Origin of the sequence: Dactylosporangium sp. NPDC051541 (assembly GCF_044454505.1) — a bacterium.
Taxonomy (GTDB): Bacteria; Actinomycetota; Actinomycetes; order Mycobacteriales; family Micromonosporaceae; genus Dactylosporangium.
Window position 1 is genome coordinate 164,660 of the sequence record NZ_JBITDU010000012.1, and the last position, 23,078, is coordinate 187,737.

The window sequence follows — 23,078 nt, forward strand, 5'->3', positions numbered from 1 at the left end:
CAACGTGTGCCCCCCAACTGAAACGGCCACGGACTCGGCGACCATATCGCCGGGACCGTGGCCGTCATCATTCGACCCTGGTGACGATCAGCGCCTTCGGGTCTCGGTGGTGGTCGGCACTCCGCCGCCGCCACCGTTCCCGCCCGGGCCCTGGCTGCCACCGTTGCCGTTGCCGTTGCCGGGGTTCTGCGTCGGCGGGCCGCCCGGGTTGAGCGGGTCGACCGACGGGAGGGCCGGTGTCGGCGAGATGCCGGAGCCCACATCGAGGCGGCCGGTGTTGGCCGGCGGCCGGAAGTTGACCTTGGGCGCCTTGATCTGGGTCAGCGCGCCGTCGAGGAAGTCGCGCCAGATCGGGCCGGGCAGCGAGCCACCGATGATGTCCTTCTTGTTCTTGTCCTTGATCGGCTGCTCATCGCCCTTGTTGCCGACCCAGACCGCGACCGCCAGGTCCGGTGTCTTCTTGACTGGGTCGTAGGCGGCGTAGCCGACCATCCAGGCGTGCGCGTTGCCGCTGGCGTTCTGGCTGTACTGCCAGGTGCCCGTCTTGCCGGCGATCTGGCGCCCGTCCTTCATCTTCAGGTTGTAGTGCTTCGGCACACCCTGCAGGACCGTGCTGATGTCGTCGGCCATGCCGTCGGTGAAGTTGGGGATGCGCTTGGGGTTGATGACCTCGCTGTAGGTCTTCTTGCCACCGTCCCACACCTCCTTGAGGAAGTGCGTCTTCGCCGCGTAGCCGCGGGCCGCGATGGTGGCGATGCCGCCGGCGTGCTCGAGGACCGTGATCGGATACTGCCCGAAGGCGACCTCGGTCTGGAACAGGCTCGGGACGACATCCTTGCCGGTCTTGGTGGTCAAGTCGATCTTGGTCGCCGTCGTCTTGCCTTTTTCGGTGGCCCACATGTCGGTGATGCCGGCCGCGCGGGCGGTGTCGATCACCTTGTCCGGGCCGACCTTCTCGGCCAGCGCGAAGAACGGCACGTTGAGCGACTGGACGGTGACCTCGGAGAGGGTGCACCACGTGCTGAACCCGGACTCACACTTCGGGTGCGAGGGCGAGCCGTCACCGGCGTTCTTGACCGGGTTGCCGCCACTGATCGACCGGCCGCTCTTCGGGAAGTCGCCCGGCGAGTCGCCGTTCCACATCGAGTCGATGCGGTATCCGGCCAGGAGCCCGGTCGTGAGCGTGTAGACCTTGAACGTCGAGCCCGGCGGGTGGCCGCCGCAGCAGCTGTCCTTGCCGTCGCCGAGGACCGGGTCGTTGTAGTAGCCGGCGTAGTCGTTGCCGCTGCCCTTGTCGCCGCCGTAGTAGGCCTTCACCGCCCCGGTCCCCGGCTCGACCGCGACCAGCGCGGCCTGCAGGTTGTCCGGCTGGCCGTTCATGTTCGACTCTTTGTTGCGGCTGGCTTCGCGCACCGCGATCGGCTGGATGTCCTTGTCGATCGTGGTCACGATCTTCAGACCACCGTTGCTGATCTTGTCGAAGTTCTTCTTGCCGTCGTTGTCGGTGTCCTCATAGAGGAGCGCACCGGTACGCGGGTCCTTCAGCGCGGCCACCTCGCCAAGGACGTGGTGAACGATCAGGCCCTCGGGCTTGTCGAGGTTTTGCGAGGCGTTCTGCCGGTCGCGGGCCTGCTGCGGGGTGATCACGGTGGTGGGGAAGGCCATCCGCGTGTCGGCTTCGGCCTGCGGCACGAAGTTCAACGTGATCATCTGGCCCTTGATGTAGTTGAACCGATCCTGCGACTGGACCTTGTCGATGGTCGGGTCGAACGGGCTGCCCTTGCCGGTGCCCGACGGGTTCTTGATGAGCGCGGCGAGGATCATTCCCTCGTTGGTCTTCAGGTCCCGGGCGGGCTTGCCGAAGTAGGCCTGGGAGGCCGCCTCGATGCCGTAGGCGCCGCGGCCGAAGTAGACGACGTTGAGGTACATCGCCATGATCTCGTCTTTGCTGTACTGCTGGTTCAGCTTCAGGGCGATGACCGCCTCGCGGACCTTGCGGGCGTAGGTGACGCCCTCGAGGTCGGCCCAGCGCCGGGCGTACTGCTGGCTGATCGTCGAGGCGCCCTGCCGGTCGCCACCGCTGACGTTGTTCCAGGCGGCCCGGACGACACCTTTGTAGTCGACGCCATCGTTCGTATAGAAGCTGTTGTCCTCGGCCGCCACGACCGCGTGCTGCACGTCCTTCGGGATCTGGTCCAGCGGCAGGACGGTGCGGTTCTCGCCGATGCGGCTCATCGGGGTCTGGCCGTCGGAGTAGAAGATCGTCGTCTGCTGGTTGAGCGTGATGTCGTCGGGCAGCGCGACCTGGTCGAAGTAGTAGGTGCCACTGACCATGCCGATGCCCGCGATCATGATGAACGCGGCGATCGAGACGATGATGATGTTGCGCCGCCGGCGCTTCTTGGCCTTGGCGGTGACGCTTCGGCCGTCCTTACCGCCGGAGCCGCCCTTGCCGCCGCCCGGGCCACCGGGTCCACCGGGGCCGCCCGGGCCGTCGAGGACGTCACCGATGGGGGCGCCGACCGAAGCCGAGCCGACCACGGCCCGGCCGACGGTGGCGCGGCCGGAGGTGCCGACGCTCGCGGAGCCGACTGAAGCGGAGCCCACCGAAGCCGAGCCGACCGAGGCGGAGCCGGTCACGCTGGCACGGCCGGTGGGCGCCTCGGGCGGTGAGACGCGGGCCGCGCCCACGCTCGCCGAGCCCGCCGGGCGGGCCGAACCGACGCTGGCGGAGCCGGACGGACGCGCCGAGCCGACGCTCGCCGAGCCGCTGGGCCGGGCCGGGCCGACGCTGGCGGAGCCGGAGGCACCGCCTACGCTCGCACGCCCGACCTGGGCCCGTCCGGCCGGCGGGGCCGAGGGGCTGGGGGCTGGGGGTTCCGGCTGGAATCCAGGAACCTGCGCGCGGCCCGATTGGGGGTTGCTCGGGTCACCGTAGCTCATTCGTCCCACCTTGCCGGTTGCATCGTTGTCGCATGCTCCGTCGCCATCATGTCTGTGAGCCGCGCCACTCACGGCTAAGCCGGTGCGGTGCGGCGCCGTTGCCGTCCGCGGCCGCCCGCGCCAGGAAGCCCCGGCGGTGCGGCGAACAGTCCCCCCACTCGTGACAACGCTCTGTCACGCGCTTCAGGTTCATTCGGCCGCCCCTCCTTGCACCCGGGAGACGCGTTTGCCGCCGTCCTCGGGTCCGGCCGTGATCCCGTCGCGCCCCAGAAGGTACTGCTCGACGAGGTGGTTCCAGCCGCACGCGCGGCAGACCTCCACGACGTAGACGTGAAACTCACTCAGCGTCATCGCGAGGATCGGCAGCTCGGCTGCCCGGCGGGCCTGTCCGGAGGACTGGCGCAGCTCATCCCCATAGATGTAGTGCACATGGGTGAGGTTCTCGCGGCGGCAGACAGGGCAGAGCTCATCTGTCTGCTCACCGTGAAATTTCGCAGCACTCTTCAGGTATGGCGACGCGTCGCACACCTCATAGGTGCCGACGCGTCCGGATTGCACCTCACGCAGCAGGGCGCGTCTTCTCAGAGAGAAGTCGACAACCTGACGCTGGGTACGCATGCGCCCGAGGGTACGCGGTCACGCGCGTCACGGCGACCTCCGTCACGATCGGTAGCCGTCCGATAGACGAGCAGCTCTGTGTCCTAGCCCACTTGGCCGGATTTGTTGCGTCCGTTCGGATCGCGACCTACCGTTCGATGTATCGGCCCGATACATCGGGCGGGTTACGGGAAGGAGGCCGGGAGTGCTCGAACTGGCGATCCTGGGCCTTCTGCACGAGTCCCCGATGCACGGTTACGAGTTGCGGAAGCAGCTCACGACCAAGTTGGGGGCGTTCCGATTCGCGATCAGTTACGGATCGCTGTATCCGACGCTGCGCCGGCTGCAGTCGGACGGCTGGATCACCGAGGGTGCGCCGCCGTCCGGAATGCCGGCCACGACGGAAGAAGTACCCCTGCTCGCCGGCAAGCGGGGCCGCGTGGTCTACACGATCACCGCGGAGGGCAAAGAGCGCTTCCAGGAGCTGCTCAGTGCCGCCGGACCCGAGACCTACGACAGTGAGGCCGGTTTCGGGGTGCACTTCGCGTTCTTCGCGCGCACCGACCCCGCCACCCGGCTGCGGATCCTCGAGGGCCGCCGCCGGCGCGTGGAGGAGCGCCGCGAGGGCATGCGCGACGTGCTCGGCCGAGCCGCCGAGCGACTCGACGCGTACACGCTCGAACTGCAGAGACACGGCCTGGACGCATGCGAGCGCGAGGTCCGCTGGCTCGAAGAGCTCATTGCGAACGAGCGCAATGGCAAAACCCCTGAACCGCCTTCGGCAGAAGATCCGGAGCGGTCGTGAACAACGAGAAGGAGGCATCCGCGATGGGCTCCGTCCGCGTTGCCATCGTCGGTGTCGGCAACTGTGCTTCGTCCCTGATCCAGGGTGTGGAGTACTACCGCAACGCCGATCCGACTGACCGAGTGCCGGGTCTTATGCACGTGAAGTTCGGCGACTACCACGTCGGCGACGTCGAGTTCGTGGCGGCGTTCGACGTCGACGCGAAGAAGGTCGGCCAGGACCTGGCCGCCGCCATCGGCGCGAGCGAGAACAACACCATCCAGTTCTGCGACGTGCCGCCGACCGGCGTCACCGTCCAGCGCGGCCCGACGCACGACGGCCTCGGCCAGTACTACCGCGAGATGATCGACGAGTCCGACGAGCAGCCGGTCGACGTCGTCAAGGCGCTGCGCGACGCGCAGGCCGACGTCGTGGTGTGCTACCTGCCGGTGGGCTCGGAGCAGGCGGCGAAGTTCTACGCACAGGCCGCGATCGACGCGGGCTGCGCCTTCGTCAACGCCCTGCCGGTGTTCATCGCCTCCAACCCGGAGTGGGCCCAGAAGTTCACCGACGCCGGGCTGCCGATCGTCGGCGACGACATCAAGAGCCAGGTCGGTGCCACCATCGTGCACCGCGCGCTGGCCAAGCTCTTCGAGGACCGCGGGGTCGAGCTGCTGCGCACCTACCAGCTCAACTTCGGCGGCAACATGGACTTCATGAACATGCTGGAGCGCACCCGCCTGGTCTCGAAGAAGATCTCGAAGACCCAGTCGGTGACCTCGCAGATCCCGCACGAGATGTCCAAGTCGGACGTGCACATCGGGCCGTCGGACCACGTGCCGTGGCTCGACGACCGCAAGTGGGCGTACATCCGCCTGGAGGGCCGCTCCTTCGGCGACACGCCGCTCAACGCGGAGCTCAAGCTCGAGGTGTGGGACTCGCCGAACTCGGCGGGCGTCATCATCGACGCGCTGCGGGCCGCGAAGATCGCCAAGGACCGCGGCATCGGCGGCCCGATCCTGTCGGCGTCGAGCTACTTCATGAAGTCGCCGCCGGTGCAGTACAACGACCACGACGCGCACGAGTCGGTCGAGCAGTTCATCAAGGGCGAAGTCGAGCGCTGAACCCTCTGAAAAGGCCGGCCCGGTCAGGGCCGGCCTTTTTTATTGCAGGCCGAACTCGCGCTCGATGCGGACCCGCGCCTCCAGCTCCAGCAGGATCTTCTTGCGCCACACGCCGCCGCCGAAGCCGACCATCTTGCCGTCGGCGCCCACGACGCGGTGGCAGGGGATGATGATCGGGATCGGATTGCGGTTGCAGGCGGTGCCGACGGCCCGGGCCGCGTCCGGATCGCCCACCGCGGCCGCGATCTGCCCATACGTGCGCATCTCGGCGTAGGGGATCGCGTAGATCTGCCGCCAGACCGCCCGCTCGAACTCCGAGCCGCCGGGCACCGACAACGGCACCGTGAAGGTGACGTCCTCGCCGGCGAAGTAGCGGACCAGTTCGTCGGCCGCGCGCGCCAGCAGTTCGTCGGGCTCCACGGCCGTCGCCTTCTCCGGCAGACCGCCGAAGCGGACACCGCAGATCCCGGACCCGTCGGCCGCCACGCCGAGCGCATCGATCGGCGCCTGCACCTCTAACCACCGCACGTGCTCGATTCTGCCTCTTCGCCCTACGTGTTCATTGGCGCGGTGGAGTTACCCTCCAGTTGTCCTGAGGGGAGGGGCCGGTGGAGACGACGTTCCTGGTAATCGGTGGGGTCGGCGTGGTCATCCTCGCCCTGTCCGTGCTCATCGGCGACCTCTTCCACTTCGGCCATCCCGATGCCGCCGGGCCGTTCTCGGTGCCCGCCGTCGCCGGGTTCATCGGCGCCTTCGGCTTCGCCGGGGCCGCCTTCGCCGCGGCCACCGGGTCCGACGGCCTGCTCGTGCCGGTCGTGGCCGGAGCCGTCGCGGCCGTGCCGACCGCCTGGCTGGCCACCCGCCTGGCCCGGTTCGCCATGAACATGCGCACCGACGCCACCCCGACCCAGGGCGACATGATCGGCACGACCGGCGTGGTCGTGACCCCCATCACCGGCAGTGGCTACGGCGAGGTGCGGATCTCCCTCGGCGGGCAGCCGCTCAAGGTCAGCGCCCGCGCCGACAAGCCCCTCGCGCTCGGCACCCGCGTCTTCGTGGTGGAGGCGACGAGCCCCACCAGCGTGATCGTCGAAGAAACCCCCATCTAAGTAAAGAAGGAAGCGCATGGACACAGTCCTGCTCGTCGCCATTGGCGGCGGCGTCTTGTTGGTCTTGCTCCTGGTGATCTTCATCGTGTCGCGGATCAAGGTGGCGGGGTCCAACGAGGCCTTCATCATCACCGGCCGCAAGGGGAAGTCGGTCCAGGGCCTGGACGGCTCGCGCTCGACGGACCTGTCCGGCCAGAAGGTCGTCATGGGGGCCTCGGTCTTCGTGGTCCCGATCGTGCAGAAGCTGCAGGTGCTCGACCTGTCCAGCCGCCGCATCCACGTCGAGATCACCGGCGCGGTCAGCAAGCAGGGCATCCGGGCCAACCTGCAGGGCGTCGCCATCGTCAAGGTCGGCGGCACCGAGGACGCCATCCGGGCCGCCGCACAGCGCTTCCTCAACCAGCAGCAGGGCATCGACCTGTTCACCAGCGAGGTCCTGGCCGGCGCGCTGCGCTCGATCGTGGGCCGGCTGACCATTGAGGAGATCATCCGGGACCGCACCGCGTTCGCCAGCGCGGTCGCCGAGGAGGCCGAGCACTCGCTCACCAACCAGGGCCTGGTCCTGGACACGTTCCAGCTGCAGGACATCTTCGCCGAGGGCTCCTACCTGGCCGACCTCGGCCGGCCCGAGGCGGCCCGGGTGCTGCGCGACGCCGCCATCGCCGAGGCGCACGCCCGCCAGGCCGCCGAGTCGGAGCGGCTCAAGGCCGAGGAGGCCATCGCCGAGGCCAACCGGAACCTGTCGCTCAAGCAGGCCGGCATCCAGGCCGAGATCGACGCGGCCAAGGCGAAGTCGGCCGCCGCCGGCCCGCTCGCCCAGGCCGAGCGCGACCAGCAGATCCTGGCCGAGCAGCAGAAGGTGGCCGAGCGCAACGCCGAGCTCAAACAGCGCCAGCTCGACACCGAGGTGCGCAAGCCGGCCGACGCCGAGCGCTACCGGGTGGAGCAGGAGGCCGAGGCGGCCAAGAACGCCGCGGTGCTCAAGGCCGACGCGCAGCGGCAGGCGGTCATCGCGGCCGCACAGGGCGCCGCCGAGCAGGCCCGCCTCACCGGTGAGGGTGAGCGGTCCCGCCGGGCCGCGCTGGCCGAGGCCAACGCCATCGAAGGCGCCAAGGAAGGTGAGGCGGAGCAGCGGCGCCGCGTCGCCATCGCCGAGGCGTTGGAGCGTGAAGGTGCGGCCGAGGCGTCGGCGATCCTGGCCCGCGGCCAGGCCGAGGCCGAGGCGATGAAGCTCAAGGCCGACGCGTTCGCCACCTACGGCGAGGCCGCCATCCTCGATCTGCTGGTCCGGGTGATGCCGGATGTGGTCAAGGCGGCCAGCGACCCGATGGCCAACATCGACAAGATGACGGTGATCTCGACCGACGGCGCCACCTCGCTCACCAGGTCGGTCGCGAGCAATGTCGCCCAGGGCCTCCAGCTCGGCACCGACCTCACGGGCATCGACCTGCAGAAGCTGCTGAGCAAGCTCGGCGGGCTGGCCGGCGACGACGTGGTCGAGCCGGTCAACGGCCGCCCCGCGGTCGAGGCGCCGAAGCCGTAGCCGTAACCGTTTGGATTCGGGCCCTCACCGTTCGGTGAGGGCCCTTCTCTGTTCGTGCGGGTTCGCGGCGCGGCCGTTCGCCGTAGGCTTTGGCCGTGTCCGCCGCCACCGCCCCGTCCCGCACGCAGGCTCATTTCGTCCGGGCGGTGCTGCGCCAGCGGAGCTTCCGGCGGCTGGTCGCCGTCCGGGTGGTGGCCCAGGTGGGCGACGGGCTGTTCCAGGGTGCGCTGGCCGGCAGCGTGCTGTTCAACCCGGAGCAGCGGGCCGGCGGCATGGCGATCGCGGCCGGGTTCGCGATCCTGCTGCTGCCCTATTCGCTGATCGGCCCCTATGTGGGCGTGTTCCTGGACCGCTGGCAACGCCACTCGATCATCATTGTTGCCAACGTCGTCCGCGCGGCGCTCGTCGTGCCGATCGCGGTCTACGTCTGGGGTGGCGAGAAGTCGCCCATACCCTTTCTGCTCGCGCTCGTCGCGATCGGCCTGAACCGGTTCTTCCTGGCCGGGCTGTCCGCGGCCACCCCGCACGTGGTCGCGGACCACACGCTCGTCACCGCCAACTCGCTCGGCGGCACGCTGGGCTCGCTGAGCTACTCGCTGGGCATCGGGGTGGGCGCTGCGCTGATCAAGACGGTGCTGGCCACGACATTCCACGGGTACGCGCTCGTCGTCGGCCTCGCCGCGATCTTCTATCTGATCTCAGCCCTCATCGGCCGGATGTCCTTCACCCCCGACGAGCTCGGCCCGGACGCGCGCGACCGCCGGGGCGGCTCGATCCTGGCCGCGCTCGGCGAGACCAGCCGCGGCACCGTGGCCGGGGTGCGGCACCTGGCGGCCAAGCGCGGTGCGGCCTGGCTGGTGCTGGCGCAGGCGACGTTCCGGCTGCTGTACGGCGTCGTGCTGCTCGCCTGCCTACTGCTCTTCCGTACCGGGTTCAACCACGGCGGCGACGTCACCGGATCGTTCGGCACCATCGCCAACGCGTTCATCGCCGGCGGGATCGGCATGCTGATCGCCTCGTTCGTGACGCCGCCGGTCACGCGCCGGATCGGCGGCTGGCGCTGGGTGGCGATCGTGCTGGCCGGCACCGGGGTGGCGATCCTGGGCTTCGGGCTGCCGTTCGACCCGGTGCTGCTGCTCGGGGCCGTGTTCGTCACGAACCTCGCCGCGCAGGGGATCAAAATCGTCACCGATACGTCGCTGCAGCACGAGTGCGCGGACGAGTACCGCGGCCGGGTCTTCAGCATTAACGACACCACGTTCAACATCGCGCTGGTGGCGGGGATGTATCTCGGCGCGTTGACCCTGCCCGACACCGGGCGCTCGGCGGCCGTGCTGTGCGTGGTGGCGGCCGGATACGTCCTGGCCGCGGGCGGCTATGCGGCCCTGGGCGGCCGGTGGGCCCGCCGGGTCGGCGACGACATCGCCGGCCCCGGGCGGGCCCTGCCCTAGTTGCTCAGTAGCTGGTCGAGGTCTTCGTCGCGGTCAGGTTGACCTGGGACGTGGACATCGTCAGGTTGTTGCCGGTGCAGGTGTACTTCGCCGGGTTGTCGTCCGTCTGGAACGGCTCGGTCTCATCGAGATTGACCGACGGCGCCTTGGTGTTGATGGTGCCCGTGGCCTGAACATTGGTGTACGCGATGCTGCCACTGGTCGTCGATACGTTCGACGTCACTGTCGCGTTGACCGTCAGGGTGAGCGGCACGGATTGGCCTTGAACGGTCGGATTGCCGGTGAAGGTGCTGTCCTTGTACGTCTCGGTCAGCTTGCCGTCCGGCGTGAACTTCAGCACCGAGCCGTTCTTGGTCAGGCTGATCGGCACGTTGCCGACGTTGTCCATCGGAACCTGCTCGGTGTAAGTCTGTGTGGTCCACGTGCCGACCAGGCACTCGTCGATCGAGGACTTCGGCTTGGCCGACGCGGTTCCTGTGGCGGCCGGCCCGCCGGTGTTGTTGGCCTGCGGGTCGTCCTTCTTGTCGCCGCCGCTCTTCAGGGCCGCGACCACTACGATCGCGACGACCAGGACGACGAGGACGCCGGAGAGCGCCAGGATCGGCATGAGGTACTTGCTCTTGGTCCCGCCGCCCGAGGGGGAGGACGAGCCCGCACCGTAGGTCGCGCCGTAGGCGGTGGGCGGGGCCGAGATCGGGTCGTTGTATGAAGGTGGTGCCGAGTATTGCGGTCCGGAGCTGGTGGGGTATCCGGCATAGGGCTGCTGTCCGCCGTACGGTGCGCCGCTGTACGGCGTGCCGCTCGTCGGCTGCTGGGGCGCCTGCGGGACGCCTCGATAGGTGCGGCACTGCGTGCAGTAGCCGTTCGCATCAATGCCCATGCCGCCGCAGGTTGGACACGGCTGCATGTTTGCCTCCAGGTTCAGGGGGTTGCGTGCTAGCGACGGTAGCCGACCGGGTCTACGTGCAGAAGCGGCCGAATCGCCACATGCACGACGCTCCCGTGGTCGGGGTTCCGACAACCTCAGGATCTCGAGCAACACCCTCCCCAAGTGTCGCGATGAGTAGTCGTACGATTACGTAATGTCAACACCACCGGAGCCCGGCGACTCGCGGCCGCCGGAGCTGGCCGAACCGCTGCCGCCGTCCGCGCCCGTCCCGGGGGTACCCGGAGCGGTCCGCCCCGAATCGCTGCGGGACTCCGCACCGCGGTCCGCCAAGGAAGATCCGCAGTTCCCAGCGCCGCCGCAGCAGGCCCTCCCGCCGGCCGAGCCGCCCGTCCGCAACTCCCGGCTCGTGCCGCTGGTCGGCGGCGCGGTCCTGGTCCTCGCCCTCGTGGCGGTCGTGGCGTTCCTCGCGCTGAACCCCGGCCGACGCTCGGAGGAGTCGATCGGCGGCGCCGTGTCCGGCAGTCCGGCCGTCGCCGGTCGCGGCCCGGCGCCCCAGGTCGGCGCGCCGATCACCACCGGAGCCGGGGAGAGCGGAGCGCCCGCCGCCGGACCGACCGGGGCCCGTAGCCAGCCGCCACCGGCCGGCGTGCCCTGCGCGTATTCGTCGGCCGACCGCGGCGAGGGCGACACGCGCCTGATCGCGACGCCCGCCCCCAAGTCCACGCTCAGCGGACGGGTCACGGCGACGATCCAGACGAACCTCGGGCCGATCGGGGTCCAGTTGTACGCCGACCGCGCGCCCTGCACCGTGAACTCCTTCGTGCACCTCTCGCGCGACGACTTCTACAGCGACACCCCGTGCCACCGGCTCACCACGGATGGTCTGTACGTCCTGCAGTGCGGCGACCCCAGTGGCACCGGCACCGGCACGCCCGGCTATCAGTTCGGCGAGGAGAACCTGCCCACGACGCTGCCGCCGTATCCCCGGGGCACGCTGGCCATGGCCAACGCCGGCCCGGGGACCAACGGCTCGCAGTTCTTCGTGGTCTACAAGGACAGCGACATCCCGCCGGACTACACCGTCTTCGGCACCGTGACCAGCGGGATGGACCTGCTCGACCGGATCGCCGCGGCCGGCACGACCACCGGCCAGCCCGACGGCCCGCCGAAGCAGGCCGTGCAGATCACCGAGATCCGGGTGGCGTGACGCCCTCAGCTTCGGCCCATTTGAGGAGCTCGGCGATGGCCTCGTCGTGCTCGAGCGGGCCGCGCTCCAGGCGCAGCTCCTTGAGGTAGCGCCAGGCGCGGCCCACGACCGGGCCCGCGGGCACCCCCAGCAGCTCCATGATCGCGTTGCCGTCGAGGTCGGGCCGGACCCGGGCGAGGTCCTCCTCGGCGGCGATGCGCGTGATCCGCTCCTCGAGCGCGTCGTAGTCGGCCGCCAGCTGCGCCGCCTTGCGCCGGTTGCGGGTGGTCACGTCCGAGCGGGTCAGCGCGTGCAGCCGGCCCAGCAGCGGCCCCGCGTCGGTGACGTAGCGGCGCACCGCCGAGTCGGTCCACTCGCCCCGGCCGTACCCGTAGAAGCGCAGGTGCAGCGCCACGAGCTCGGCCACGTCCGAGATGACGTCCTTCGGGAACTTCAGCGCCTTCATCCGCTGCTTGGTCAGCCGCGCACCGACGATCTCGTGGTGATGGAAGCTCACCCCGCCGTCCGGGCCGACCGCCTTCGTGTTCGGCTTGCCGATGTCGTGCATCAGCGCGGCCATGCGCAGCGTGAAGTCCGGGCCTTCCTTCTCATGGGCGATGGCGTTGCTGACCACGATCAGCGTGTGCTCGTAGACGTCCTTGTGCTGGGCGTGCTCGTCGATCTCCAGCTTGAGCCCGGACAGCTCCGGCAGGAACTGCTCGGCCAGGCCGGTGTCGACCAGCAGCCGCAGGCCCGCGATCGGGTCCTGGCCGCACATCAGCTTCACGAACTCGTCGCGAATCCGCTCGGCCGTGATCCGGCCCAGGTCGGGGGCCATGGCGGTCATCGCGGCCAGCACCTCGGGCGCCACCGCGAAGCCCAGCTTGCTCACGAACCGCGCGGCCCGCAGCATGCGCAGCGGGTCGTCGGCGAACGAGTCCTCGGGCCGGCCCGGGGTCCGCAGCACGCCCTCGGCCAGGTCGTTCAGGCCGCCGTAGGGGTCGGTGAACTCGTGCCCCGGCACCGACACGGCCATCGCGTTCACCGCGAAGTCGCGCCGCCGCAGGTCGTCGGTCAGATTGTCGCCGAACCGGACGATCGGGTTGCGGCTCACGCGGTCGTAGGCGTCCGCGCGGAACGTCGTGACCTCGATCCGCAGCCCCCGACGGGCCAGGCCGATCGTGCCGAACTCCTGCCCCGTGGTCCACACCGCCTCGGCCCAGCCGTCGATGAGGCGCAGGGTCTCCTCGGGCCGGGCGTCGGTGGTGAAGTCGAGGTCGTCACCGAGGCGGCCGAGCAGCGCATCGCGGACCGAGCCGCCGACCAGGTGCAGCTCGTGGCCGGCGCGGGCGAAGCGGTGGCCGAGCTCGTCGGCGACGGGGGAGACGCGCAGCAGCTCGTGCACGGCGCGGCGCTGGGCCTCGTTGAGGGCGCGTGTGGTCTCGGGCATCGGTCGGCCAGCCTATCGCGACGGGGAAAGCAGGCACCGAGGGTAGCCGCCCTGTGTGCGTCCGGTCGCCTGATAAACGGCGGACCCTCGGAAGTGTCAGAGGGTGCCACTATGGTCGGTGCTGCGGATTGAAGCACGGCCTCAGTTGGGATGTGGCGAATGGCTCCGGGTTCGGACCCGTGGGAGGACGAGGGCTGGCCGGAGCCTTTGGAGGCACCGCGGCCACCTTCCGAGGCACCGCGGCCATCTGCTGACCTGCCGTTGCCGCCAGCGGAGGTGCCCCTGCGGCCGGCGGCGGGGTCCCGGCAGCCGGCCGATCGGCCCCACATCCGCCGGCGGGGCGCGCACCGGGCCGCTGACGCGCCCACCGAGATCGTGCCGCCCTCGGCCCCTGAACCTCCGCCGTGGGCCGACGTCCAGCCGGCCGGACCGACGCAGGTCATTCCGCCCGCGCCGCCGGCTCCTTCTTGGGCTGACGTGCAGCCGGCCGGTCCGACCGAGGTCATAAAGCCTCCGTCCTGGGCTGACGCTCCGGCCGCTCCGACCCAGGTCGTCCCGCCCGTGCCGGCGCCTCAGCCGGCGCCTCAGCCGGCGCACGATCCGCTGGCCGGGCCGACGCAGCTGTTGACGCCGCCGCCGGGGCCCGTCGATCCGGGGCAGACCGTGCGGCTGCAGGTGGGGCGGCGGCCGGAGGGGATGAACGTCGTCGACCCGGCCAACGCGCCGACGGTCGCGCTGCCCCTGATCACGCCGCGGCCGCAGGTGGTCGTCGACGCGCCGCAGGTCGAGGAGTCCATCCCGCCCAGCGCGGCCGACGACGACAGCACCGGCACCGTGGTGCGCAACAGCGGCACCATGGCGATCCTGAGCCTGGTCAGCCGGGCCACGGGGTTCATCCGGGCGGCGGCGATCGCGGCGGCCATCGGCGGTGCGGTGGTCGGCGACGACTACACGCTGGCCAACAATCTGCCCAACCAGGTCTACGAACTCCTGCTCGGCGGTGTCCTGGCCAGTGTGCTCATCCCGACGCTGGTGCGGGCCCGCAAGGACGACCCGGACCGCGGTGAGGCCCACGCGCAGCGGCTGCTGACCCTGGCCGTCGTCGCGCTCGGCATCGCCACCCTGATCGTGGTCGTCGCCGCGCCGCTCATCACCGCGATCTACACGCTCGGCAACGACAAGGTCACCACGGCCGACCGCGACCTGGTCACGCTGCTGGCCTACCTGCTGCTGCCGGAGATCTTCTTCTACGGCCTGGCCGGCATCTCGGCCGCGATCCTCAACGTGCGCGGGCACTTCGCGGCGCCGATGTGGACGCCGATCCTCAACAACGTCGTGATCATCGCCACGGCCGGTGTGTTCATGCTGGTCCGCCGGGGCGGCATCCCCACGCCCGAGACGATCACGCTGCCCCAGGTGCTCATCCTCGGCATCGGCACCACGCTGGGCATCATCGTGCAGGCGGCCGGCCTGTGGCCGGCGATGCGCAAGACCGGGTTCCGCTGGAAGTGGCGCTTCGACTTCCGCAAGCTGCACCTGCGCGAGCTGGCGAAGCTCGGCGCCTGGATGCTGCTCTACGTCGGGGTCAACCAGGTCGGCATCACGGTCGTCATGGCCCTGGCCAAGCAGACCCAGCTCAACGGCGGTCAGGGTCCGGCCGTGTTCAACAACGCGTTCCTGATCTTCATGATGGCCCACGGCATCGTCGCCGTCTCCGTCATCACCGCGATCATGCCGCGCATCTCGGCCGCCGCCGCCGAGGGCCGGATCTCCGACGTGACGGAGCAGCTGGCCCAGGGCAGCCGGCTGGCCTCGGTGGTCCTGATCCCGGCCGCTACGGTCTACATCGTCCTGGGCAAGCCGTTGGCCGTCACACTGTTCAACTGGAGCAACTACAGCTACGACCAGGCGCTGGCCACGGGCTCGGTGGTGGCCGCGGCCGGGCTCGGCCTGGTCCCGTTCGCGCTGAGCCAGCTGCAGACGAGCGTCTTCTACGCCATGCGCGACACGAAGACCCCGGCCCTGGTCAACACCGGCGGTGTCGCGGTGCGGCTGCTCCTGGACGTGAGCTTCTACTTCGTCCTGCCGGTCGCCGTGGTGACGACCTCGCTGATGGTGGGCACCGCGCTGTCCTACATCGTGACGCTCGTCGTCGGCTATGTCCTGCTCCGCCGGCGACTGGGCCGGCTGGGGCTGCGCCGCCTGCTGGACACGCTGATCCGGCTGGGTGCCGCCGCGGTCGCCGGCGGGCTGCTGGCCCTGGGCGCCTCGTGGCTTATCGGCCTCGTCATCGACCCGGGCAAGATCCAGGGCGTCGTCCAGCTGATCTTCGGCAGCGCGGTCCTGATCGCGGTCTACGCCGTCGCCGCCATGTTCCTGAAGGTCCCCGAGGTGAACCAGTTCGCCGGCATGATCCGGCGCCGTCTGGGTCGCTGACCGGGCGGTCCGGCTTCTGGCGAATCGCCACCAGGCAGGCGTAGGCGTCAATCTCGGCAAATCTCGGCGAACAATGTCGAGCGGCCCAAAGGATCGGAGAAGGGCGTCTCACTTGGCGATGCGGTTGAACCCGAACGGGGGCTGTGCTCGTGAGACCTGTGGGGCCTCTGCGCGCTCCCGCGGTCACGCAGCCGTGTTGCGGTTCGAGGGGCCACGACGATTCAGTGAAAAGTGGGTGAAGGGTAAATGACCGGCCAGCCGGGGCATGGGTGATCAATTGGCCTCACGCGGGGTGGTCCGGAGATGATGACGTGTCGGAGACCGAAGAGGCGACAGGTAAGGTCAACCCCGGCGCCCTGCCGAAGCGCTTAGGCTTAGTGACTGCGACTCGCGTTACGACGTACGGCACAGGTCGGCACACGGATCGGAAGGGAGGACGGGTGGCTGAGCTCGACGAAGGGCTGGAGGCCGGGGGCGTTCCCCGGGTCCTGACCTTCGGCACCCCATCCGTCGGTGAAATCCTTGCCGAGCGATACCAGCTCGAAGAGCACATCGGCAACGACTCGCTGGGCCGCCAGCTCTACCGCGGCATCGACGTCATCCTTCGCCGGCCCGTGGCGGTCGTCACGCGCTACCCCGGTGGGGAGAGCGCGAAGGAGATGCTGGCCGCGGCGGTCGCCGCGAGCCGGATCGTGCATCCGCACCTCGTCGGCGTCTATGACGCGATCGACGAGGGCGAGCGCGCCTACGTGGTGCGCGAGTGGGTGGACGGCATCGCGCTGCGGGACATCGTGGCGCAGGGACCGCTCGACGCCGGCCGCTCGGTCGCGATCGCGTGGGCCGTCACCGACGCCGTCGCCGCGCTGCACGGGACCGGGATGGCGCACGGCAACGTGCACCCGGGGACCGTGCTCGTCGCGCACGACGGGCGGGTCGTGCTCACCGACGCGCGGGCCGACGACCGCGCCACGCCCGAGACCGACATCCGGTCGATCGGCGCCATCCTCTACTGCGCGCTGACCGGCTACTGGCCGCACGCCGAGGCCGGGACCTACTCCGTGCCGGACGGCGTCCGCGACGAGTCGGGCGCGCTGCAGAGCCCGCGCCAGGTCCGCTCCGGCGTGCCCGCGCACCTCGACTCGCTCATCTCCGACCTGCTCAACCCCGACATGCCACTACCCTCCGCCGAGTCCCTGGCGGCCGAGCTCGCCTCGTTCGGCAGCCTCGACGAGGAGGACCTGGCGGCCGAGGAGCAGGGCGGGCGCACCGACTTCGCCGCGTTCGACTCGGCGTCGCAGTCCACCACGCCGCCGAAGCCGGCCGGGCGCAAGCTCGCCGTCGGTGTCGTCGGCCTGCTCGTGCTCGCCCTGGCCGGCACGCTGGCCGCGGCGCGGGTGCTGGGCGACCCGGCCACGCCGGAGGCCAGCCCGACCGGCGGGTCGGCACCGAGCGGCACGACCGCCTCGCAGCCCGCGAAGCCGGCCGGCCAGCCCGTCGAGTTCAAGATCGACGGGTCGAAGGTCCGCATCGTCGATCCGCAGGGCGACCGCAGCGAGGTCAAAGACGCCGACAAGGCCGTCGACGGCGACCCCAACACCGTGTGGAAGACCGAGCGCTACTACAAGGCCGACTTCGGAGGCAAGAAGTCCGGCATGGGCGTCTGGATCGACCTCGGCGAGGAGAAGCAGGTCGCCAACGTCCAGGTCTCGCTGCAGACCCCTGGTGCCGACGGCGAGCTTCGGGCCGGATCGCAGGACATGGGCAGCGGCAAGAACCAGGACCAGGCGACGGTCCAGGGCTACCCCGTGGTGAACGCTCGGACGGCCATGGGCAGCACCACAGTGTTCACCGGGCCGGAGCAGAAGACCCGATACCTGCTCGTGTGGATCACGAAGCTGCCGAAGGAAAGCAACAGCAGCGGATACCGCGTGGCTATCGGAGAGATAACCGTCCGGGTGCAGTGACCCCACGAACCGTCCCCGGTCGATAAGGTGCGTCCCGTGGAGGCTGCGGAGCGCGACGATGCGTGGCTCCTGCGCGCCCACGCGGGCGGCGATCCCCAGGCCTTCGCGGAGCTGGTCCGCCGGCACCGCGACCGGCTGTGGGCGGTGGCTCTGCGCACCCTCGGCGATCGGGAAGAGGCCGCCGACGCGCTGCAGGATGCCCTGCTCTCGGCGTTCCGCGCGGCGGCCAACTTCCGCGGAGACTCGGCGGTCACCACCTGGCTGCACCGGATCGTCGTGAACGCCTGCCTGGACCGCATCCGCCGGCGCCAGGCCCGCCCGACCGTGCCGTTGCCGGAGACGGACGTCACACCGGCTCCGACGAGCGACCGCGACACCGCCCTGGACGTGCGCCAGGCGCTGCTGCAGCTGCCGATCGAGCAGCGGGCCGCGCTGGTGCTGGTGGACGTCCAGGGCTACGCCGTCGCTGAGGCGGCCGTGATGCTCGGCGTCGCGGAGGGCACCATCAAAAGCAGGTGTGCGCGCGGCCGGGCCCGGCTCGCGGTGCTCCTCGGCCACCTGCGGAACCCCGCCGCGAGCGGCCGCGTCTCATCCGAGACGGCACGAGCTCTGGGGATCGACAACAAGGAGGGTGGCGCATGACGGCCTTCTCCGAAGCCGATCTCGATCAGCTCGCCGACTTCGTCGGTGGGGCGCTGGACGGCACCCCGGAGGCCGACACGGTCCGCCACCTGGTGAGCACCGAGGAGTCCTGGGCCGAGGCCTACGCGATGCTCGTGACCGCTGACGCCGCCATGCGTGACGAGCTGCACGCTATAGAGCCCGCATTGGTACCTCCAGACGTTGCCCAGCGGCTCGACGCGGCCCTGGCCGCAGCGGTGGCCGCGCCGCCGGCCGACGCGCCCGTCGTGGACCTGGCCCGGGCCCGGGAGGCCCGCAAACGGCGCCGGATGCGCTGGACGGCCGGCCTCGCCGCGGCCGCCGCGCTCCTCGTGTGCGGCGGCGTGGGCGTGCAGGTCCTGCGCGACGGCGCGACCAAGTCCGACAAGCCCTCGTCGGCCATGCCCAACGTCGACGCCGGCCGCCCGGAGCAGAACGCCGGCACCGCCGCCGGCGACTCCGCGGGCGGGTCCGCGTCAAACTCTTCGATCATCTTCAGCGGCCGCGACTACGCTCCCGGCACCGTCGGCGACCTGACCGGCAAGGCGCCCCAGGCGCAGTCACAGTCGCGCAACAGCCTGAGCGGCGACACCGCTGCCGCGGCTCCGGGCCCAACGGGCGCGCCGAGCGCCCTCGCCCGGCTCACCGATCCGGCCGCCCGGGCCGCCTGCCTCAGCGCCATCACCAAGGAATACGGTGGTCAGGTAGCTTTGGTCGACTATGCGGCGTTCCAGGGCCAGCCCGCGCTGGTGGTCGTCGTCGACGGTTCCCGGACGGCGGCGGGCAAACGGCTCGTGGTCGTCGTGGGGCCGGACTGCGGCATTGGCGGGGCGATCGCCGACGAACGGTATCGGACCACCACCCCGTAGCGGTGATGTGGCACACGAGTCACCGTCCACCGGGAATGACCGGTTCGTAGGATGACGTTTTGCTGGCACAGGCTGAAATCGAGGAGTCGACCGTGGACGAGGTCCGCAACCTGATCATCGTGGGGTCCGGTCCCGCCGGTTACACGGCTGCGGTCTATGCCGCCCGGGCCAACCTCAAGCCCCTGGTGATCGAGGGGGTCACCTCCGGTGGCGCCCTGGTGACGACCACCGAGGTGGAAAACTTCCCCGGCTTCCCGGACGGCATCAACGGCCCTGAGCTCATGGACAACATGCGCAAGCAGGCCGAGCGGTTCGGAGCCGAGTTCATCACCGACGACGCCTCGCGGGTGGCCCTGGAGGGCCCCGTGAAGAGCGTGTGGGTCGGCGAGACGGAGTACCGCGGCAAGGCGGTCATCCTCGCCACCGGCTCCGCCTGGCGCCCGCTGGGTGTCGCCGGCGAGCAGGAGCTGCTCGGCCGGGGCGTGTCGTCCTGTGCCACCTGTGACGGCTTCTTCTTCCGCAACGAGAACATCGTGGTCGTGGGCGGCGGTGACTCGGCGATGGAGGAGGCGACGTTCCTCACCCGCTTCGCCACCAAGGTCACGATCATCCACCGCCGCGACTCGTTCCGCGCCAGCAAGATCATGGCCGAGCGCGCCCTGGCCAACGAGAAGATCGAGGTCCTCTGGAACAGCCAGGTGACCGCCGTCCTCGACGGCGGCGGCAAGGTGGGCGGCGTGCGCGTCAAGGACACGGTCAGCGGCCAGGAGCAGGACCTGCCGGTCGCCGGTGTCTTCGTCGCGATCGGGCACGACCCGCGCAGCGAGCTGTTCCGCGGCCAGGTCGAGCTGGACGACGAGGGCTACGTGAAGGTGGATGCGCCGAGCACCCGCACCAACATCGAGGGCGTGTTCGCAGCCGGCGACGTCGTCGACCACACCTACCGGCAGGCGATCACCGCCTCCGGCACCGGCTGCGCCGCGGCGCTCGACGCCGAGCGATACATCGCGGCCCTGTAGCGCGTTTTAGTTTTTGTTCGAGCGAAGGAGAGCGCATGGGAGCCATCGAGCCCGTCACCGACAAGACCTTCGAGGTCGACGTCCTCAAGTCGGATATTCCGGTCTTGGTGGACTTCTGGGCGGAATGGTGCCAGCCGTGCCGCAAGATCGAAACCATGCTGAACGAGATCGCCGTGGGTGAGCTCGCCGGCAAGGTCAAGATCGTAAAGGTCGACATCGACAACAACCCCGAGACCGCGCGGGCCTACCAGGTCCTCTCGGTGCCGACGCTGACCGTGTTCAAGGACGGCGAGCCGTTCCGGTCCGAGGTCGGCGCCAAGCCCAAGAGCGCGCTGGTCCGGCTGATCGAGTCGGCGCTCGACCCGGCCTGATCCGCTCTTCGCGCCGCACGCGCCCCCGCCTCCGCGCTCCGGAGGCGGGGGTTCGTTTGTGACCCGGCCCGGTCGCGGCTTTCGTTTGATGCCTTGACTGGCACGGGTTTCCGGCGTGGGACCGGTCGCAGCGCGGTACAGATGTGGTGGGAGTACGCTGCCTCGCGGGCGCGGTCGGCGGCTACGGGTACAACAGGAGGACCGATATGCGGGCGATCCGGCGCGGGGCGCGGGGAGCGGCGGTGGCCGAGATCCGCGGCATTCTGGTCGTGCTGGAGCTGCTTGACGAACTCCTGCCGTCCGATCCGTCGGCGCACGACCCCGAATACGACGCCGCCGTCGAGCACGCCGTCCGTGCGTTCCAGCAGAGCCGCGGCCTGACCGTCGACGGCGAGGTCGGTGACGAGACCTGGCGCGCCCTCGACGCGGCCCGGTGGCGCCTCGGCCAGCGGGCGCTGTTCCACACCGTCGGCGACCCGTACGTCGGCGACGACGTCCGGCAGCTGCAGGAGCGGCTGCTCGAGATGGGCTACAACCCGGGCCGCGCCGACGGCATCTACGGCAGCCGCACCGCCACCGCGGTCGGCCAGTTCCAGCGCGAGGTCGGCCTGCGCTCCGACGGCGAGTGCGGCCCGGCCACGATCGGTGCCCTCCGCCGCCTCGGCCGCAAGGTCATCGGCGGCCGCCCCCAGCTCCTGCGCGAGGCCGAAGCCTTCCGCGCGTCCGGCCCGACCCTCCTCGGCAAACGCATCGTGATCGACCCCGGCCACGGCGGCCCCGACACCGGCAATGTCGTGCCGGACGGGCCGCTGCGGTGGGTGGAGGCCGACCTCGTGTACGACCTTGCGGCCCGCCTGGAAGGCCGCCTGGCGGCCGCGGGGATGCGGGTGAACCTCACCAGGGGTCCGCACCCCACGGGCCCTGTGAGCGACCGTGACCGGGTCCACATCGCCAACGAGCTCGGTGCCGACCTGCTCATCTCGATCCACATCGACGGGCACAGCACGCCGCTGGCCGACGGTGTCGCCACCTACCACTACGGCTCCGTCTCCGGCCCCACGTCGGTCGTGGGGGAGCGGCTGGCCGGGCTCGTGCAGCGGGAGATCGTGGTCCGCACCGGCCTGCGCGACTGCCACGCCCACCCGAAGACGTGGGAGCTGCTGCGGCTGACGAAGATGCCGGCCGTGCGGGTCGACGTCGGCTACCTGACTTCGCCGTCGGACCGTCAGCAGCTCATCGACCCGGCGTTCCGGGATCGGGTCGTGGAGGCCATCATGGCGGCGGTGCAGCGGATGTACCTGCCTGTCGAGGCCGACGTCCCGACCGGCTCTATCGACGTTAGCCTGCTGCGGGCGCTGACGGGCACGGCCGCCGAGTCGAGGGCTTGAGTCCCTGGGGCGTTAGGTCCTGCGCTCGTAGAACGTCGCGTCCCACGTCATCCCGCGCTCGCGGTGTCGCGCCCTGCAGGAAACCTCATCCGACGTGATGCTTTGCGATTGCAGCTGCTGCTGATCGCGGCGATCGACCTGTTCCCGTGGGCGCGCGGTTGCTGCTAGCGGCGTATCGGCTCAGCGCTTCGGCCCCCACCCAGCGCTTCGGCGCCATCCAGTGCCTCGGCGCCGCTCAGTGCTTCGGCGCCACCCAGTGCCTCGGCGCCACTCAGTGCCTCGGCCTCGGCTTTGCACAGGCGCTGCATAGTCAGCGTCAGCGTTCTGCGGGCTTCAGCCGGTGGTCATTTCCCGCGTAGCCGGGCGAACCGGAAGAACCGGACGAAGTAGCGATTCCGGGCTCATCGATCCGAGCAGTTTCTCGAGCGCATACTCCACGTCCGACTTCCACGACAGCGCGGTCCGCAGTTCGAGGCGGAGGCGTGGATAACGCGGATGCGGTCGTACGGTCTTGAAGCCGATCGACAGAAAGAAGTCCGCCGGCGCCAGGCAGCCACGCTCGTTGCGCCCGGCCTCGTCGACCTCGCCGAACTTCGCGTCGCCGAACGCCTCGATCGCCTTCACGCCGCGCTTGGTCAGATCGCGGGCGACGCCCTGGATGAGCATGCGACCGAGCCCGCCGTCGGCGAACGGCTGAACCACGTGAGCGGTCATCAGCAGCACCGCATCCGGCGACACCGGCGAAGTCGGGAACGCCATGCTGCGCGGCACATAGGCCGGCGGCGCGAACATCACGAACCCGGCGGGCATCCCGTCGACGTACACCAGCTTCCCGCACGACCCCCACTCGAGCAGCGTCTGCGAGACCCAGGCTTCCTTCTCGAGGCCGGGATCGCCGTTCGCGCAGGCCCGGTCGGCGGCTACTGGGTCGAGCTCCCAGAAAACGCAGTCCCGGCACGATCGAGGAAGATCCTCGAGGGTGTCCAGCGTCAAACTGACGAGACGTCGCGACATTGGCCCATCTCCACCGCACCGGGATTAGCTCGTCATGATGGTACGCACTCGCGACACGCCGCGGGACCCATCCGGGGACAGTTCCTCATCCTGCTCCCTACAGGTCGCCGCGCCGCGCTGAACACCGACAGGCGCCTGACCTCGGTTCACCCGATCGGGTCACTGCCTGCACATTCTCCATCACAGATCCCAGCGCCAACGCCGCCGGTGGGCACGCCCATTGCTGCACTGCGACCCGCCGCCCGCCGCTCGCTGCCGCCCGCCGCCCGCCGCTCGCTGCC

Annotated in this window: 19 protein-coding genes; 13 read left to right on the top strand and 6 right to left on the bottom strand. The window is 70.1% G+C overall.

Going from position 1 to position 23,078, the window contains the following annotated elements:
* Positions 1 to 87: 87 nt before the first annotated feature.
* Positions 88 to 2,943, bottom strand: a complete 2,856-nt coding sequence (locus tag ACIA8L_RS40795; protein WP_395913151.1) for a transglycosylase domain-containing protein — start codon at positions 2,941 to 2,943, stop codon at positions 88 to 90.
* Positions 2,944 to 3,132: 189 nt separating this feature from the next.
* Positions 3,133 to 3,561 (bottom strand): DUF5318 domain-containing protein, encoded by a 429-nt coding sequence (locus tag ACIA8L_RS40800; RefSeq protein ID WP_395913152.1) that lies wholly within the window; start codon positions 3,559 to 3,561, stop codon positions 3,133 to 3,135.
* A gap of 184 nt (positions 3,562 to 3,745) precedes the next feature.
* Between ACIA8L_RS40800 and ACIA8L_RS40805 the strand changes: the two genes are divergently transcribed.
* Both ACIA8L_RS40805 and ACIA8L_RS40810 read left to right on the top strand, forming a co-directional pair.
* Positions 3,746 to 4,345 carry a PadR family transcriptional regulator gene (locus ACIA8L_RS40805; protein ID WP_395913153.1) on the top strand — a complete coding sequence of 200 codons (600 nt, stop codon included), beginning with the start codon at positions 3,746 to 3,748 and terminating at the stop codon, positions 4,343 to 4,345.
* Positions 4,346 to 4,368: 23 nt separating this feature from the next.
* A complete protein-coding gene (locus tag ACIA8L_RS40810) occupies positions 4,369 to 5,448 on the top strand; it encodes an inositol-3-phosphate synthase (RefSeq protein WP_395913360.1) in 1,080 nt (359 codons plus the stop codon).
* 39 nt (positions 5,449 to 5,487) lie between these two features.
* Here ACIA8L_RS40810 and ACIA8L_RS40815 read toward each other — a convergent pair whose 3' ends face one another.
* Positions 5,488 to 5,976, bottom strand: a complete 489-nt coding sequence (locus tag ACIA8L_RS40815; RefSeq protein ID WP_395913154.1) for a methylated-DNA--[protein]-cysteine S-methyltransferase — start codon at positions 5,974 to 5,976, stop codon at positions 5,488 to 5,490.
* A gap of 80 nt (positions 5,977 to 6,056) precedes the next feature.
* Between ACIA8L_RS40815 and ACIA8L_RS40820 the strand changes: the two genes are divergently transcribed.
* From ACIA8L_RS40820 to ACIA8L_RS40830, 3 genes are all read left to right on the top strand, one after another.
* Entirely contained in the window at positions 6,057 to 6,557 is a 501-nt protein-coding gene (locus tag ACIA8L_RS40820; RefSeq protein WP_395913155.1) for an NfeD family protein, read from the top strand.
* A gap of 16 nt (positions 6,558 to 6,573) precedes the next feature.
* Positions 6,574 to 8,100 carry a flotillin family protein gene (locus ACIA8L_RS40825; RefSeq protein WP_395913156.1) on the top strand — a complete coding sequence of 509 codons (1,527 nt, stop codon included), beginning with the start codon at positions 6,574 to 6,576 and terminating at the stop codon, positions 8,098 to 8,100.
* Positions 8,101 to 8,195: 95 nt separating this feature from the next.
* A complete protein-coding gene (locus tag ACIA8L_RS40830; protein WP_395913158.1) occupies positions 8,196 to 9,551 on the top strand; it encodes an MFS transporter in 1,356 nt (451 codons plus the stop codon).
* Positions 9,552 to 9,555: 4 nt separating this feature from the next.
* Here the strand turns inward: ACIA8L_RS40830 and ACIA8L_RS40835 are convergent, their stop codons facing one another.
* The gene (locus tag ACIA8L_RS40835) at positions 9,556 to 10,431 is read right to left on the bottom strand and encodes a hypothetical protein (protein ID WP_395913160.1); all 876 of its coding nucleotides are present in this window, start codon (positions 10,429 to 10,431) and stop codon (positions 9,556 to 9,558) included.
* Between the two features lie 202 nt (positions 10,432 to 10,633).
* On the opposite strand from ACIA8L_RS40835, the gene ACIA8L_RS40840 reads away from it, so the two are divergent.
* Positions 10,634 to 11,647: a peptidylprolyl isomerase gene (locus ACIA8L_RS40840; RefSeq protein WP_395913162.1), complete on the top strand. Its 1,014-nt coding sequence runs from the start codon at positions 10,634 to 10,636 to the stop codon at positions 11,645 to 11,647.
* Here ACIA8L_RS40840 and ACIA8L_RS40845 read toward each other — a convergent pair.
* On the bottom strand, positions 11,625 to 13,076 hold the full coding sequence (locus ACIA8L_RS40845; protein ID WP_395913163.1) for a CCA tRNA nucleotidyltransferase: 1,452 nt from the start codon (positions 13,074 to 13,076) through the stop codon (positions 11,625 to 11,627). The two genes, ACIA8L_RS40840 and ACIA8L_RS40845, sit on opposite strands and share 23 nt — an antisense overlap.
* Positions 13,077 to 13,739: 663 nt before the next feature.
* Between ACIA8L_RS40845 and murJ the strand changes: the two genes are divergently transcribed.
* The 7 genes from murJ (at position 13,740) to ACIA8L_RS40880 (ending at position 21,783) form a co-directional block, all read left to right on the top strand.
* The gene (murJ, locus tag ACIA8L_RS40850; RefSeq protein WP_395913164.1) at positions 13,740 to 15,512 is read left to right on the top strand and encodes a murein biosynthesis integral membrane protein MurJ; all 1,773 of its coding nucleotides are present in this window, start codon (positions 13,740 to 13,742) and stop codon (positions 15,510 to 15,512) included.
* 440 nt (positions 15,513 to 15,952) lie between these two features.
* Complete coding sequence (locus ACIA8L_RS40855; protein WP_395913165.1) at positions 15,953 to 17,476, top strand: protein kinase family protein; 1,524 nt, start codon at positions 15,953 to 15,955, stop codon at positions 17,474 to 17,476.
* A gap of 36 nt (positions 17,477 to 17,512) precedes the next feature.
* Entirely contained in the window at positions 17,513 to 18,118 is a 606-nt protein-coding gene (gene sigM / locus ACIA8L_RS40860; RefSeq protein WP_395913166.1) for an RNA polymerase sigma factor SigM, read from the top strand.
* A complete protein-coding gene (locus ACIA8L_RS40865) occupies positions 18,115 to 19,005 on the top strand; it encodes a hypothetical protein (protein WP_395913167.1) in 891 nt (296 codons plus the stop codon). The genes sigM and ACIA8L_RS40865 overlap by 4 nt, the downstream gene beginning before the upstream one ends.
* A 92-nt stretch (positions 19,006 to 19,097) precedes the next feature.
* Positions 19,098 to 20,024: a thioredoxin-disulfide reductase gene (trxB, locus tag ACIA8L_RS40870; protein WP_395913361.1), complete on the top strand. Its 927-nt coding sequence runs from the start codon at positions 19,098 to 19,100 to the stop codon at positions 20,022 to 20,024.
* Between the two features lie 35 nt (positions 20,025 to 20,059).
* On the top strand, positions 20,060 to 20,395 hold the full coding sequence (gene trxA, locus ACIA8L_RS40875; protein WP_395913168.1) for a thioredoxin: 336 nt from the start codon (positions 20,060 to 20,062) through the stop codon (positions 20,393 to 20,395).
* A gap of 206 nt (positions 20,396 to 20,601) precedes the next feature.
* Positions 20,602 to 21,783 (top strand): N-acetylmuramoyl-L-alanine amidase, encoded by a 1,182-nt coding sequence (locus ACIA8L_RS40880; RefSeq protein ID WP_395913169.1) that lies wholly within the window; start codon positions 20,602 to 20,604, stop codon positions 21,781 to 21,783.
* Between the two features lie 333 nt (positions 21,784 to 22,116).
* Here the strand turns inward: ACIA8L_RS40880 and ACIA8L_RS40885 are convergent, their stop codons facing one another.
* Positions 22,117 to 22,797, bottom strand: coding sequence for a GNAT family N-acetyltransferase (locus tag ACIA8L_RS40885; RefSeq protein ID WP_395913170.1), 681 nt, complete (start codon positions 22,795 to 22,797; stop codon positions 22,117 to 22,119).
* Positions 22,798 to 23,078: the final 281 nt, after the last annotated feature.

Excerpts from the sequence above, each read along its gene's own strand:
- ACIA8L_RS40795 (WP_395913151.1), bottom strand. The coding sequence starts at position 2,943 with ATGAGCTACGGTGACCCGAGCAACCCCCAATCGGGCCGCGCGCAGGTT.
- ACIA8L_RS40800 (WP_395913152.1), bottom strand. The coding sequence starts at position 3,561 with ATGCGTACCCAGCGTCAGGTTGTCGACTTCTCTCTGAGAAGACGCGCC.
- ACIA8L_RS40810 (WP_395913360.1), top strand. The coding sequence starts at position 4,369 with ATGGGCTCCGTCCGCGTTGCCATCGTCGGTGTCGGCAACTGTGCTTCG.
- ACIA8L_RS40825 (WP_395913156.1), top strand. The coding sequence starts at position 6,574 with ATGGACACAGTCCTGCTCGTCGCCATTGGCGGCGGCGTCTTGTTGGTC.
- ACIA8L_RS40835 (WP_395913160.1), bottom strand. The coding sequence starts at position 10,431 with ATGGGCATTGATGCGAACGGCTACTGCACGCAGTGCCGCACCTATCGA.
- ACIA8L_RS40840 (WP_395913162.1), top strand. The coding sequence starts at position 10,634 with ATGTCAACACCACCGGAGCCCGGCGACTCGCGGCCGCCGGAGCTGGCC.
- ACIA8L_RS40845 (WP_395913163.1), bottom strand. The coding sequence starts at position 13,076 with ATGCCCGAGACCACACGCGCCCTCAACGAGGCCCAGCGCCGCGCCGTG.
- ACIA8L_RS40865 (WP_395913167.1), top strand. The coding sequence starts at position 18,115 with ATGACGGCCTTCTCCGAAGCCGATCTCGATCAGCTCGCCGACTTCGTC.
- trxA (WP_395913168.1), top strand. The coding sequence starts at position 20,060 with ATGGGAGCCATCGAGCCCGTCACCGACAAGACCTTCGAGGTCGACGTC.
- ACIA8L_RS40880 (WP_395913169.1), top strand. The coding sequence starts at position 20,602 with ATGCGGGCGATCCGGCGCGGGGCGCGGGGAGCGGCGGTGGCCGAGATC.
- ACIA8L_RS40885 (WP_395913170.1), bottom strand. The coding sequence starts at position 22,797 with ATGTCGCGACGTCTCGTCAGTTTGACGCTGGACACCCTCGAGGATCTT.